Here is a 14,650-nt window from a genome sequence, read left to right on the forward strand (position 1 = left end):
TGCTATACTTAAAACTTCATTTTAAGCTAAAGAACCGTCATGGGTAGTGGTTGTTGTCACTCAGCACACATCAAAATATTAGAAAGAACGCCATTAAAAGCGTTTGCGCATGTCCAATGCATTTCATCTTCAAATCAGCATGATCCACGTGTGAATAACATTCAGGAGATACAATTATGATCTTTGAATGGATGTCCGACCCATCTGCATGGGTGGGTTTATTGACACTGGTGGTGCTTGAGATTGTTTTAGGTATCGATAACCTGGTTTTTATTGCGATTCTTGCGGAAAAATTACCGCCAGAACAGCGTAATACCGCACGGATTGTCGGCTTATTGCTTGCACTGTGTATGCGATTGGTCTTACTGGCTTCAATTGCATGGGTGGTGACTCTAACCAACCCACTGTTCCATATTTTCGACCATCCATTTTCCGGTCGAGACCTAATCTTACTGTTTGGTGGGGTGTTCTTGCTATTTAAAGGCACCATGGAACTGCGTGAACGTCTTGAAAACAAGCCTATGCTAAAGGAAGAAAATCCTGTGCATGCGACGTTTTGGATGGTGATTGTGCAGATTGTGGTGCTCGATGCCGTGTTCTCACTCGATAGTGTGATTACCGCTGTCGGGATGGTGAAACACCTGTCGGTCATGATGATTGCGGTCATTATTGCTGTCGGCATCATGCTGTGGGCATCTAAGCCGCTGATGAACTTCGTGAACCGTCATCCAACGGTGGTGATTCTGTGCCTGTGCTTCTTGATGATGATTGGTTTCTCGCTCTTAGTCGAAGGCTTTGGTTTCCACATTCCAAAAGGCTACTTATACGCAGCCATTGGTTTCTCCGTCCTGATTGAGTTCTTGAACCAAACCATGCGTCATAATCAGGAAAAAATGGTGACAACCACAGACTTACGTTATCGCACTGCCTCAGCGGTGATGCGTATGCTCGGTGGGAAAAATGTTGCAGACAATCAAAATGAAAATGAAGATGTGCTTGCAACACGTGCCTTTGCTGATGAAGTCTTTGATGAAGACAACGGGGTTTACCACAGTGTCATGGTACAAGGTGTACTGGGTTTATCTGAACGTCCAGTGAAGTCGGTGATGACACCTCGTCCTGAACTGGAATGGATTGACTTGGATGAAGCGCCTGAGGCGATTCGTGCTCAATTACTCAGTACCACGCATTCACGTTTGATTGTGGCACACGGTGAGTTAGACAATATCGCGGGTGCGGTACTGACTCATAAAGTCATGAATGACTATATTGAAACAGGCGTACTCGATTTTGAAAAGCATCTCCGTGAGCCTGTGGTGGTACATGAAAATGCACAAGTCTTGATGGTGATGGAACAACTGCGTCAAGCGCCGTTGCAAATGGCCTTGGTGTTGAACGAATACGGTTCAATTGAAGGGATTGCAACACCAATTGATGTCTTAGAAGCGATTGCTGGTGAGTTTCCCGATGAAGATGAACCGGAGACAGCAGCAGAAAGTCTCGATGATGGTTCATTGTTACTCGATGGCTCAACTGACATTCGTCATGTGTCTTTATTGTTGGGTCGTGACTTGGTGGATGATGCTGAACAGTATTCGACATTGTCCGGATATATCTTATTTCATTTGGGCCGTTTACCAGCCAATGGTGAAAAATTCAAAGCGGATGAACACATTTTTGAAGTGGTTACGATGGATGGTCATAAGATTGAAAAAGTGCATGTCATTCCCATGCCAACTGAAGATTAAGTTGCGTATCGGGGGGTAATCTATATAGATCACTGATGTTACGCACGTAAAAGTAATTACGCATTTTTAAAATGATTTTTAAGTCTATTCGACGGAGTCTTACATCTAGGGTTTAAATAAAGGGATTAGCCTTCGGCTGGAGGTACTTTTGTTTCGGCAAAAGTACCCAAAACCATTGTCATCCGCAAAACTCGTTCACTACCGTCAAATTATTCAAAGCATTGCAAAAACATTTTTGATTAGAAGTGGTCCTGTCTCAAACACTTGCGGATGACCTTACCGTGTATCATTCTTTTATTTGAATCGATACGGATCTACTGATGAAAATTGTGTGGAAAGATCCGTTAAAATAGCCTGCATTGTCAGGCTATTTTTTATGGAAACAAATATGTCACAAGTCCAGTGTCCATGTGGCAAAGGTGAGTATGGTAGCTGTTGTCAGCTCTTACATACGGGGCGTGAAAATGCACAGACTGCAGAGCAATTGATGCGTTCACGTTATAGTGCTTTTGCACAGCATGAGATTGATTATATTGTACAAACAACTGCGCTTGGACAGCAGCAAGCCTTGGATGTCAGTGCCATTGCAGCGTGGAGTCAGGCCAATCAGTGGTTAAAGCTTGAGGTTGTCCAAGCCCAAGAAAAACTCGATAAAAACCATGCTCAAGTTGAATTTAAAGCGCATTATCACGATGGGCAGCAAGCGCAGGTACATCATGAAATTTCACACTTTGTGAAGTTCGAGCAGCGCTGGTATTTCCTTGATCCGACCACAGAGATGAAAATCACCATGAAGCAACCCTGTATTTGTGGTTCTGGACGAAAATTTAAACAATGTTGTGCGCAATTTTTATAACATTTGAGCAGATTTAGCTTAGAATAGCGCGCATCTCAACCCTCAGTGGAAGAAGGGCGATGTTACTTACCGTTATTTATATTATCGCAATCACGGCAGAAGCAATGACAGGTGCATTGTCTGCGGGTCGGCGGAGTATGGACTGGTTTGGGGTAACATTGATTGCCTGTGTCACGGCACTGGGGGGCGGTTCGGTTCGTGATGTGCTACTTGGGCACTATCCACTGACGTGGGTTAAGCATCCTGAATATCTCATGCTGACCTGCTTTGCTGCATTTGTCACCATCCTGATTGCAAAGTGGATGCGTCATCTGCGTAATATCTTCTTGGTTCTCGATGCCTTGGGTCTCATTGGTTTTACCATCATTGGCTGTCAAATCGCTTTAGAAATGGGACATGGTTTTGTCGTTTCTGCGGTAGCAGGGGTACTAACGGGCGTCTCTGGCGGTATTTTACGAGACATCCTGTGTAACGATGTCCCGCTGGTGTTCCGTCGTGAACTTTATGCCAGTATTTCTTTTGTGTCCGTGATTTGTTATTGGCTCTGCATTGAGATTGGCTTATCGCTAGAATTGACCGTCATTGCGACGCTCATTTTCGGTTTCACCTTACGTCTGATCGCCATTTACTTTGGCTTAGAAATGCCTAAATTTATTTATAAAGATGATGATGATCAGTCAGTATCTTCAAAAGATTTGTCATAGCCGCGTTGCTATAACATCACATTAAAATGCTAAAAAGACGGATCAATGGTCGGTCTTTTGCATGGATCTATACTAAAAAACGCAAAATCATACATCCTGTTGGGAAAGCAGTGTTCATCCTTCCACCAGTTCAGAGATCTTGTTATGGACTTAGTCTCACGTATACAACGCTTACCCATCGGTAAGTTTCACTACACTTTACTTTGGGTTATTGGCCTTGGCTGGATGTTTGATGCCATGGATACGGGACTCATTTCCTTTATCTTAGCGAAAATGGCTGAAGATTGGGCCATGACGCCAAATGATAAAAGTTGGGTGGTCTCGATTGGTTTTGTTGGAATGGCGATTGGCGCAGTGTTTTCTGGTGGATTGGCAGATCGCTTCGGCCGAAAAACAGTCTTTGCATGGACATTGGTGATTTATAGCTTAGCCACCGCTGCATGTGCGTTTGCACCTAATCTAACTTGGTTGTTGGTATTTCGTTTTATTGTCGGCTTAGGTTTAGGGGGGCAACTCCCAGTCGCGGTGACTTTGGTCAGTGAATATATTCCAGCGCATGTACGAGGACGTTTTATTGTCTTACTGGAAAGTTTTTGGGGACTGGGTTGGTTGGTTGCGGCGTTAGTATCACGCTTTATTATTCCTGATTTTGGTTGGCATGCGGCTTTCCTGATTGGCGGAATCCCTGCGTTATATGCGATCGTGATTTGGAAAATGGTGCCTGAATCGGTGCCTTATTTGATTAACCGTGGACGTTTTGATGAAGCACATGCATTGGTGAAAAAGATTGAAGCCAAATGTGGTGTGGAAGTTGTTGAAATCTTTGAGGTCAAACCGGTTGCAGAAAAGCACAACATCAGTTTTTCACAGTTGTGGTCAGGCATTTTTGCACGTCGTACTTTAATGCTGTGGCTCATTTGGTTCGGTATCGTCTTTTCTTATTACGGTATTTTTACGTGGTTGCCAAGTTTATTGGTTAAAGAAGGCTACACCATTGTTCAATCCTTTGAATATGTTTTGGTCATGATTTTGGCACAATTACCGGGTTATATTGCAGCTGCATGGTTGGTCGAAAAATTAGGTCGTAAAGCTACGTTGGCGGGCTTCATTGGGATGTGTGCCATTTCGGCATATTTCTTCGGTCAGTCTGGCAGTGTGACAGAGATTGTGATTTGGGGCTGTTTAATGTCCTTCTTTAATCTCGGTGCTTGGGGCGTACTTTACACCTATACACCAGAACAATACCCGGCCAATATTCGTGCCTTTGGTTCGGGCTGGGCGGGTGCCATTGGTCGGATCGGGGGCATTGCCGCGCCTTTTGCTGTGACACATATGATGGATATGGATCATGGTTTTAGCTATGTCTTTATGATGTTTACTGCAGTCTTAATTGCAGTTGCTGTGGTGATTTTGGTTTTAGGTGAAGAAACCAAGGGCAAAACTTTAGAATCCATCGGTCTATAAAGACTGTTGAATTTTTAGTTGATCATGGTGAATAAAATGGATATTTTTACGCCATAAGACACAATTTGTCGCAGAGTGTTAGATCATCCCCTTGTATAGGGGACACCTGCGACATAGCATAAGAACCCAATAAAGAACGAACAATTTAGGATTACAGGTTGTTATGACAAGCCTTGCGCATCATGCGACAGAAAACCGTTCCGTAGCAGAATTTACCGAACAAGCATATCTCAACTACGCCATGTACGTGATTATGGATCGTGCATTGCCACATATCAGTGATGGTCTAAAACCCGTTCAGCGTCGTATCGTCTATGCGATGAGTGAACTCGGGTTAAAGCCAACGGGTAAGCCAAAAAAATCTGCACGTACGGTTGGTGATGTACTGGGTAAATACCATCCTCACGGTGACTTAGCTTGTTATGAAGCTATGGTACTCATGGCGCAGCCGTTTAGTTATCGCTATCCATTTATTGAAGGTCAGGGAAACTGGGGTTCACCAGATGATCCGAAATCCTTCGCAGCGATGCGTTATACCGAAGCAAAACTGTCTGCTTATAGTGATTTATTATTGTCTGAGTTAGGACAAGGAACCTGTGATTGGCAGGATAACTTTGATGGTTCGATGAAAGAGCCAGTGAATTTACCGGCACGTGTTCCAAATATTTTACTCAACGGCACAACGGGTATTGCAGTGGGTATGGCAACGGATATTCCACCGCATAACTTACGTGAAGTGGTGAAGGGCACCATCGCCTTAATTCGCAATCCAAACTTAACTGATGAGAAAGTCGCAGAATATATTCCTGCACCTGATTTGCCTACACGTGCGGAAATTATTACCTCTCCAGAAGAATTACTCAAAATACAAACCACGGGTCGCGGTAGTTATCGAACTCGTGCGGTGTACAGCATTGAGAAAAATGAAATCGTGATTACGGAGCTGCCGTATCAGGTTTCAGGCTCAAAAGTGATCACGCAGATTGCAGATCAAATGCAGGCGAAGAAGTTGCCATTGGTCACGGACTTACGTGATGAGTCAGATCATAAAAACCCAACACGTTTAGTGATTGTCCTGCGCTCGAATCGTATTGATGCTGAATCGGTGATGAGTCATTTATTTGCAACCACTGACTTAGAGTCGAGCTATCGTGTCAATATGAACATGATTGGCGCTGACGGTCGTCCGCAAGTGAAATCGATCCGCCGTATTTTGTTGGAATGGATCGAAATCCGTAAAAATACCGTGACACGTCGTTTGACTTATCATCTGAATAAAATTGAAAAACGGTTACATATACTTGCAGGCTTGATCATTGCCTATCTGAATATTGATGAAGTGATTCGTATTATTCGCGAAGAAGATCAGCCTAAACCGGTGTTAATGACGCATTTTAATATCGATGAAATTCAAGCCGAAGCCATTTTAGAACTCAAGTTACGTCATTTGGCAAAACTTGAAGAAATGGAAATGCGCCGTGAACAAGAAGAACTGGAAGCCAAAGCTGCCATTATTCGTGAACAATTGGCGAATCCTGAATCATTAAAAGCCTTGATCATTAATGAACTGAAAGAAGATGCGAAGAAATTTGGTGATGACCGCCGTTCTCCAATTGTGAAACGTGCAGAAGCCCATGCGATTAATGAACAAGATATGCTTCCTGCAGATCCTGTGACTGTGGTGTTGTCTGAAGCGGGTTGGATTCGCTCGGCGAAAGGTCATGAAGTCGACGCTGAGAACTTAAATTTCCGTGCAGGTGACCAATATCTCAGCCATGCACAAGGTAAATCAAATCAACGTGTTTATGTCTTAGATGATGCCGGTCGTAGCTATGCTTTGGGCATCAATACTTTACCATCCGCGCGTGGTTTAGGTGAGCCTCTGAGTTCTAAACTTGCACCTGCAAGTGGTGTTGGCTTTAAACAAGTATTTATTGCTGAAGATGAAACAGAAGTCTTGGCCATGAGTAGTAAAGGCTATGGCTTTAAAACCCAAGCGAAAAATCTAGATACCAATGCCAAAGCGGGTAAAGCCTTCCTTAGCTTGTCCGAAGGGGCGGCAGTTATGAATTTAACGGCGATTGAGAATGCAACACATCTTGCACTCCTCAGTTCTGCGGGGCGTTTGCTGTTGGTTGAACTTGATGAATTACCAGTCCTAAATAAGGGGAAAGGTAATAAATTGATACAACTTGAGGCAAAAGATCAAATTGTATCCATGACAACTTTGAATTTAGATGAAATAATTCAAGTGCTTGCAGGTAATCAACAATTAAAGCTTAAAGGCGACGATCTGCAAAAATATGTGGGCAAACGTGCATCGAAAGGCGTGTTGTTACCACGTGGATATCAAAAAGCAAATAAACTGTTCATTCAAAGATAATACTAGCATCCATGGAACGAAATACGTTATATATGCTGTTATTCGTGAAATGGATGCAATATTAAGCACAAACAAGTTAAATAATGACCGCTTAATATTGAAAAAAAACAGTTGGATTATTAAGGATTACGACAGGAGAATTGGGCGTTATGGAAAAGATTTGGTTCGCTGAATACCAAAAGACAGGGATTCCAGAAACTGTAGAATTACCCGCAGAAAATACCTCATTGGTCGATATTTTTGAGCGTAATTTCCAGAAGTTTGGCTCAAGAGATGCCTTTATCTTTATGGATAAAGTCTTAACTTTTAAAGAACTTGATGAAGCTAGTCGTAAATTTGCAACTTATTTGCAAAGTTTAGGTTTGGCCAAAGGTTCACGCGTTGCAGTCATGATGCCGAACGTTCTTCAATATCCTGTTGTCGCATTGGGTGTATTCCGTGCTGGCCTGGTATTGGTCAACGTGAATCCACTGTATACCTCTCGTGAACTTGAGCATCAATTGAATGACTCTGGAACAGAAGCTCTTGTCATCATTGAAAACTTTGCATCTGTTTACCAAGCGATTATTGGTAAAACCCCAGTAAAACATGTGATCGTGGCATCTGTGGGTGACATGCTTGGTACGCTGAAAGGCACATTGGTTAACTTTGTATTACGTTCAGTACGTAAACAAATTCCAGCTTGGAACATTCCAGGTCATATTCGCTTTAATGCAGCAATGTCTAAAGTGAGTGCAAACAATTACAAACGTCCAAACTTAACTCTAAGTGATACTGCAGTACTTCAATATACTGGTGGTACAACTGGCGTATCTAAAGGCGCAGAATTGACCCATCGTAACCTTGTGTCAAACATGTTGCAGTGTGATGGTATTTTCCAAAGTAAATTTGGTCAGCAAGATGGTCAGCCAGATGATCGTATCTTCTGTGCATTACCGCTGTATCACATCTTTGCATTTATGGTGTGTGCACTTTACGGTATGTACAAAGGTCAGGCGAACGTATTGATTCCTAACCCGCGTGATCTACCTGCGGTAATGAAAGAATTGCGTAAATACCAACCTTCATTCTTCCCAGCAGTGAACACATTGTTCAATGCTTTGGTGAACAATGAAGAGTTCAAGCAACTTGACCACAGCAAGCTAAAAATGGCGATGGGTGGTGGTATGGCAGTGCTTCCTTCGACTGCAGAAGCGTGGAAGAAAGTTACCGGTACCAATATCATCGAAGGTTATGGTTTATCAGAAACTTCACCTGTTGCAACCGCAAACCCTCCAGCATCAATGGAATTCAGCGGTACGATTGGTATTCCATTGCCACTGACTGAAGTTGCTATTTTAGATGATGATGGCAATGAAGTTGCTCAAGGTGAGCAAGGTGAAATTTCGATTCGTGGTCCTCAAGTCATGAAAGGCTATTGGAACCGTCCAGATGAAACTGCCAAAGTAATGACGGCGGACGGCTTCTTCCGTACAGGTGACATTGGTGTCATGGATCCACGCGGTTATGTGAAGATTGTAGACCGTAAAAAAGACATGATTTTGGTGTCTGGCTTCAACGTTTATCCTTCTGAAATTGAAGAAGTTGTTGCAAAACATCCAAAAGTACTAGAAGTTGCTGCGATTGGTGTTCCTGATGAAAAATCAGGTGAAGTACCTAAATTATTCGTTGTGAAAAAAGATCCATCTTTAACGACTGAAGAAGTTTTGGCATTCGCAAAAGAAAACTTAACTGGCTATAAACGCCCACGTTATGTTGAATTTATGGATGAATTACCAAAATCGAATGTTGGTAAGATTCTACGTAAAGATTTGCGTAAAACCGCATAATACGATGCATAAAAAAAGCGCCTTCGGGCGCTTTTTTTATCGCTTTAAATTTAGATCATTAAATTTTACCTTTATTCATCGACCAGCGATCAAAGTAGCGACGTCCTACACCAAAAACACCCAAGAAAATAAACATCGCGCCGAACTGACGACTAAAGCCGGATTGGTTATAGCTGCCATAGGTTAAAATATTGTCGACTAAGCAATATAGGGCAATGACAATGACCCAATGCCAAAGGGGAAGTTGCTTGATGGAAACTGCATAGAATGCAATCCACATGATGACAAAGCTGAAAACAGTCGACCAGACATTTAAGTTGGCGCAGATCACAGCAAGTAAAAATGCAGTCACTGGAATGACGATTTTTAAGACACGATCGACGCGAAGCTGATGGCGTTTTTGCTCTTCAAGAACTTCAAATAATTGATCTTGATCAGAAGTGCTCATAGAGGATCCTTTCATCTGCCGATTATAAAAACACTATATTTAACAAAAATTATTCACGAAATGCCATGGTATTATAGCAGCCATAAAATCTTCCTGAGAAAAAACACATGCACAGCATCAGTGGGATCATCTATCTCATTTTGGCCGCTTGTTTATTGCCATATGTATTTACATTTATTGCGAAGCGAGCTGCAGGTTTTAAGTCGAGTGATAATCAAAATCCACGTGAGGTTTTAGCGCGCTCTACAGGATTGGCGAGCCGCGCACATGCAGTGCAGCAAAATAGTTTTGAAAGTTTACCTTTATTTATTGCGGCTATTCTAATGGCTGAATACATGGTGATTCATCAACAATACATCATGACCTTTGGGATTGCCTATCTCGTTTTACGCGTTATTTATGGGCTATGTTATTTAGCCAATTGGGCAACTTTACGTTCAATTATTTGGACCTTGTCGATGTTATGCCCAATTTGTCTGATGTTATTGGTCATTAAATTAAGCTAAATGTTCTGCTTGATGATTAAATTATCAGCATGATCGCTAAAATCACAAAAAAAGCGATAAAACCGTTATAATTGTGCCGGATTAAAAGATTTAACTTTGTTTAAAGAGTGATGCTATGAGCTACAGCAATATCCCAGCGGGTAAAGATGCACCAAACGACATCTATGTCATTATTGAAATTCCTGCAAATGCAGCACCAATCAAATACGAAATCGATAAAGATTCTGATGCGTTATTTGTAGACCGTTTCATGGGTACTGCAATGTTCTACCCAGCGAACTATGGTTATGTTCCAAATACATTATCTTTGGATGGTGACCCACTAGACGTACTTGTGGTAACTCCACATCCAGTAGAGCCAGGTTCTGTAATTCGTTGCCGTCCTGTTGGTAAATTGAACATGGAAGATGACGGTGGTGTTGACGCAAAACTCGTTGCGGTTCCACACGACAAATTGACTCCGCTTTATAAAGATGTTCAAGAATATACAGATCTTCCTGCATTATTGATCAATCAAATTGAACATTTCTTCCAACACTACAAAGACTTAGAACCTGGTAAATGGGTTAAGTTAAGTGGTTGGGAAGGTGCTGATGTTGCGAAACAAGAAGTACTTAGCTCAATTGAAGCTTACAAAGCTGCGAACAAATAATATTTATTGTTTTAAGCTGAGCATCGTTTTTAGATGAAAACGATGCTCATAAAAAAACCTGCACAGTGTGCAGGTTTTTTTTCGCTATCTTAGAGTAGCTGTGAAATTAAAATAATTTCACAGGTATGTCTAACCAAATACGCCATTCATTGGTATCACCAATATAGTTGTTTTGGTAGTTATTACTAGCGCGGTAGTAAGAATGACGAAGGCGTAAGCTTGCATCTTTGGCAAAACCAGATTGAACGGTATATTTCACTTGGTTAAAGAATTCGCGTTCTTCTTCATTGTCGCTAATCATTGTGCCAGCATTATTAGTGGCTTTAATATCCCAACCGTAAACAAATGCTGAAGTCCAAGATAGGCCTGGAACATTTAATGCGCCAAAGTCATAGGTATATTGAAGTTGTACAGACTTTTCATCATTACCAATAAAGTCAGATAGATACGAGTTTGGCATGTAAATAGATTGTTTACCATCACCAACGTTTGTACCTAAGCCATAGTCGTAACCGGTATTACCAAAGTTTTGTTGGTAAGCAACCATGACATTGTGTGGACCACGATTATATGTTGTAGAAAGGGCAGCGATTGAGTTATCGAATGAGTCGTTGCTTTCACCAATTTGAGAATATAAGTATTGATTAGCATCTTTATCCCATTTTGTGTGATAAGCGCTTAAATCATAAGTCAATGAGCTTTTATCAGCTAAACCTTGAGTAAAATTGGCATTGATATAATGACGATCTAAACGATCTTTAATATCTGTACCATAGTAAGCAAGATTTAATTGATCATTTGCTTTATATTTTGCACCCCAAACAATTGCGCGGTCTAACTTAGCACCATCAGAATTAATTTGATTTGATAATTGATTTTCAGTGAATTTACCAGCGATCAGGTTAAGATTATTAATCTCATTACTTTCAACCAAAACACCTGTGTAGTATTCAGGTACTAGTCGTGCAGTATTACTTGCTAAAACAGGGATGTCGAGAAGTTGTGTACCGTAAGTTGCAGTCGTATTTGAAATACGTGCTTTTACATATGCACCGCCACGCGCCCAGTGATCATAAGCATCAACTTTACCATTCGCATCTTTGCTACCATGCGTTGGAATCATATCGTTACCGGTATGAGCATTTTCACCAAGTTTGATTGATGCATCGCCTATGATACCCGCTGCAAAACCAACAGTGCCTTTGGTAAAACCTGAATCAAGATTTACGATAGCAGTTTGCGCAAAAGAGCTAGTATCATCTACGCCATTTTTTTTATCACGATGTAAATAACCTGTACGGAACAATACAGAGCCTTCGGCATCTTCCACAAAGCCTTTAGATTCGCTTTGTTCGCTAGCAAAAGCAGTAGAAATAAGAGCAGCGTTTACTAATACTGCAAGTGTTAGTTGTTGAGCTTTAAGCATTGGGAGAGAGCCTCATGCAAATTTGGTTAATATGTAGTGCGATTGTATATTTTTTCTTAAAAAAATCACTATTTTTAATGCGCTTATTACACTAAAGTTAGAAAACATTCAGATCATCGGTCAATCTGTAATAAGCAAATGTTTCGTATGTTATTGTTGTTTAACAAATAGTTTATTTAAATTGAATATATATTAAGCTAAAGAGAAGTTTCTTCATTGCTTATCATAAAAAAATATAAAAAACGGTAAAAACTTTCATTTAACTTGCTGATTTATCATTACTCTTCGCGACAATTTGTGCTGAATTTAAATTGGTATTTTGATCAAAAAGTATAAAAACTGCTGAGGTGCATGGCATCAATGTTCAGGCTAAGTAAGTACTGTTGGCGTGTTTTTTTGTAAATAGAGAATGACTTTTAGCGAAGTCGTCAGAAATGTTTTCCTTAAAATCTAGCTCAATAAAAGATGATAATAATCGTGATAAATACATATAAATTAAAACATTAAATCATTGTTAAAGACTGGAACACGATAAAAGATATTTTATGAATCAAAAGCTTATTTTTTACTATTTTATATAATCTTACCTTTGTTTTTAAATGATTTAATTGATCAAAATAAGAAAAAAGGGGCTATACAGTGCCGTAAAATCGATTAAAATCGGCGCTAAATTTTACTCAACCCAATCCACGATCGATCCGATGTGGGGACTAAACATGATTCAATTTTATAAAAAAGCAATTTTAAGTATTTTAGTGACCCTAGGTACAGTCCCTGCATTTGCAGAACAAACTGAACAAGCCACAACTGCACAAGGGAATTGGTCTGGAAGTTTGGGCGTGGTAAACAAATATGTGTACCGTGCGAGTGAAGAAAATGATCAAGCGGCATTACAAGCCGGACTTGAATATGCACACAACAGTGGGCTGTTCGCGGGCTATTGGGGTTCTACACTCAACTATGACCCTACGAACGACAGTCAGTCACATGGTTTTGAACATGATTTCTATGTTGGATATGGACGTGAACTGAATGAAGATTGGAGCTATAAGTCACAAGTGATGGCCTATGTCTATCAAGGTGGCGGTTCAGTGTATAACGACGACCGATCTGAAAAGCGTCGCACAACGGGCGTCGAATTTATTCAGGACATAAGTTATAAAGATTTAACTGCAAGCATGGCTGTATTGTTGTCTGATGTTAATTATGGCAACGCAGGAGATGTATATCTGAATGCTACTTATAGCTATGCATTACCTTATGATGTTTCATTAAATTCATCGCTTGGTGTTTCTGTTTTTAATGACAGTCGTGATGACAGCCTATTAACAACCACAGAAGATGTGGTGTTCACTGAAGCACGTTTAGGCTTGAGTAAACCGATTGTAGATACTGGGTTTGAAATTGCTGCTGACTATGTATGGGGCGGTAAAGATCGTGAAGGTGAGCAATTAGACGATAACGTTGTGGTTGGATTAACCTATTCTTTCTAACATTAACGAGTTGACCTTATTCGGTCATATTCTTGAAAGTGCATAATGGTGATTGTGCACTTTTTTTATGCATTTTTGAGATCGGTGTTGAAAAAATATACTCAAAAAAGCGCATTTTAAAAATCCTGTTACATCTATCAACCTGAAGATTTAAATAATCTAAATAGATGAAAATCTGCATTCTAAAAAAAATCGTAGAGAAAAATAGTTAAATAGGATAATTAAAAAATAATTAATAAAAACAGTATCATATATGTTTTATGAAAGCCAAAATCGTGACCTTTATAAAAAAAATATGTGTATATTTTTAAACATGGCACAGCGCTTGCTAATACCTCATTGAGTTCAACGAAATAACCAAAAAATACGTCGTCGCACGATGTGGGGGAACAAACCATGAAATTTGCACTTAAAGCTTTATCAATCGCTGTACTTGGAGCAGCATCGACGTTTACATTTGCTGAAGCACCTGCTTCAGAGCATTCTGTATCTGGAAATATCGGCGTACTGTCTAGCTATAATTTACGTGGTATTACCAATGTGCCTGAAAATAAAGATGCGACAATCCAAGGTGGTTTGGATTATAGCCATGCATCAGGCTTCTATGCAGGTTGGTGGGGTTCAACATTAAACTATGGTGATGACCTACCGAATGGTTTTGAAAATGATTTTTATGCGGGCTATAACGGTTCAATTAATGATGATCTTGGTTACACAGCAGGCCTAACTTACTACTATTACTATGATATTGATACAAGTGATGCAAACGGTTTAGAAACAATGCTTGGGCTAAGCTATAAAGATTTTGGCTTAACAGCGCAAACTTTGCTTGAAGATGTTTCATGGGGTAATGCAGGTGATACTTATATCAAAGCATCATATAGCTATGCACTTCCTAAAGACTTCAGTCTAGATACCGCGCTTGGTTTATATGCATATCAAGATTCAGGTGATTTTGAAGATAATTTAGGAACAACAGAAAGCTTTGGTTTCCGTCACTTTGATATTGGTCTAAGCAAGCCTTTAGCAGATACAGGTGTTACCGCAAGCATGAATTACACAGTTGGTGGTTATGACCGTGCGGATGAAAAACAAAAGAATAAAGTCGTATTTGGTTTGAAATACGAATTCTAATGTTAAA

General features: G+C 40.5%; 12 protein-coding genes. 10 read left to right on the top strand and 2 right to left on the bottom strand.

Translation table 11 applies throughout. From position 1 onward, the window contains the following. Positions 1 to 176 precede the first annotated feature (176 nt). The 6 genes from MST17_RS01050 to MST17_RS01075 all read left to right on the top strand — a co-directional run bounded on the left by MST17_RS01050 (position 177) and on the right by MST17_RS01075 (position 8,984). Positions 177 to 1,748 (top strand): TerC family protein, encoded by a 1,572-nt coding sequence (locus tag MST17_RS01050; protein ID WP_168378245.1) that lies wholly within the window; start codon positions 177 to 179, stop codon positions 1,746 to 1,748. Between the two features lie 388 nt (positions 1,749 to 2,136). Next, the gene (locus MST17_RS01055) at positions 2,137 to 2,604 is read left to right on the top strand and encodes a YchJ family protein (protein WP_180026515.1); all 468 of its coding nucleotides are present in this window, start codon (positions 2,137 to 2,139) and stop codon (positions 2,602 to 2,604) included. Between the two features lie 59 nt (positions 2,605 to 2,663). After that, a complete protein-coding gene (locus MST17_RS01060; protein WP_078189475.1) occupies positions 2,664 to 3,308 on the top strand; it encodes a trimeric intracellular cation channel family protein in 645 nt (214 codons plus the stop codon). A gap of 144 nt (positions 3,309 to 3,452) precedes the next feature. After that, complete coding sequence (locus MST17_RS01065) at positions 3,453 to 4,772, top strand: MFS transporter (protein ID WP_078189474.1); 1,320 nt, start codon at positions 3,453 to 3,455, stop codon at positions 4,770 to 4,772. 163 nt (positions 4,773 to 4,935) lie between these two features. Further along, the gene (gene parC / locus MST17_RS01070) at positions 4,936 to 7,155 is read left to right on the top strand and encodes a DNA topoisomerase IV subunit A (RefSeq protein ID WP_180005204.1); all 2,220 of its coding nucleotides are present in this window, start codon (positions 4,936 to 4,938) and stop codon (positions 7,153 to 7,155) included. Positions 7,156 to 7,304: 149 nt separating this feature from the next. Then, positions 7,305 to 8,984: a long-chain-fatty-acid--CoA ligase gene (locus tag MST17_RS01075; protein ID WP_180008091.1), complete on the top strand. Its 1,680-nt coding sequence runs from the start codon at positions 7,305 to 7,307 to the stop codon at positions 8,982 to 8,984. Positions 8,985 to 9,042: 58 nt separating this feature from the next. On the opposite strand, the gene MST17_RS01080 is transcribed toward MST17_RS01075, so the two are convergent. Beyond that, positions 9,043 to 9,432, bottom strand: a complete 390-nt coding sequence (locus MST17_RS01080) for a hypothetical protein (RefSeq protein WP_180026516.1) — start codon at positions 9,430 to 9,432, stop codon at positions 9,043 to 9,045. A gap of 107 nt (positions 9,433 to 9,539) precedes the next feature. On the opposite strand from MST17_RS01080, the gene MST17_RS01085 reads away from it, so the two are divergent. Both MST17_RS01085 and ppa read left to right on the top strand, forming a co-directional pair. Next, positions 9,540 to 9,938, top strand: coding sequence for an MAPEG family protein (locus MST17_RS01085; protein ID WP_078189470.1), 399 nt, complete (start codon positions 9,540 to 9,542; stop codon positions 9,936 to 9,938). 115 nt (positions 9,939 to 10,053) lie between these two features. Further along, complete coding sequence (gene ppa, locus MST17_RS01090) at positions 10,054 to 10,590, top strand: inorganic diphosphatase (RefSeq protein WP_078189469.1); 537 nt, start codon at positions 10,054 to 10,056, stop codon at positions 10,588 to 10,590. A 106-nt stretch (positions 10,591 to 10,696) separates the two neighbouring features. On the opposite strand, the gene MST17_RS01095 is transcribed toward ppa, so the two are convergent. Then, positions 10,697 to 12,016, bottom strand: coding sequence for an OprD family outer membrane porin (locus MST17_RS01095; RefSeq protein ID WP_180026517.1), 1,320 nt, complete (start codon positions 12,014 to 12,016; stop codon positions 10,697 to 10,699). Between the two features lie 716 nt (positions 12,017 to 12,732). On the opposite strand from MST17_RS01095, the gene MST17_RS01100 reads away from it, so the two are divergent. Continuing rightward, positions 12,733 to 13,509 carry a TorF family putative porin gene (locus tag MST17_RS01100; protein ID WP_168378237.1) on the top strand — a complete coding sequence of 259 codons (777 nt, stop codon included), beginning with the start codon at positions 12,733 to 12,735 and terminating at the stop codon, positions 13,507 to 13,509. Between the two features lie 396 nt (positions 13,510 to 13,905). Then, a complete protein-coding gene (locus MST17_RS01105) occupies positions 13,906 to 14,643 on the top strand; it encodes a TorF family putative porin (RefSeq protein WP_180008086.1) in 738 nt (245 codons plus the stop codon). The last annotated feature ends 7 nt before the right edge of the window (positions 14,644 to 14,650 follow it).

The organism is Acinetobacter sp. YH16056_T, assembly GCF_024605895.1.
GTDB classification, from domain to species: Bacteria; Pseudomonadota; Gammaproteobacteria; order Pseudomonadales; family Moraxellaceae; genus Acinetobacter; species Acinetobacter amyesii.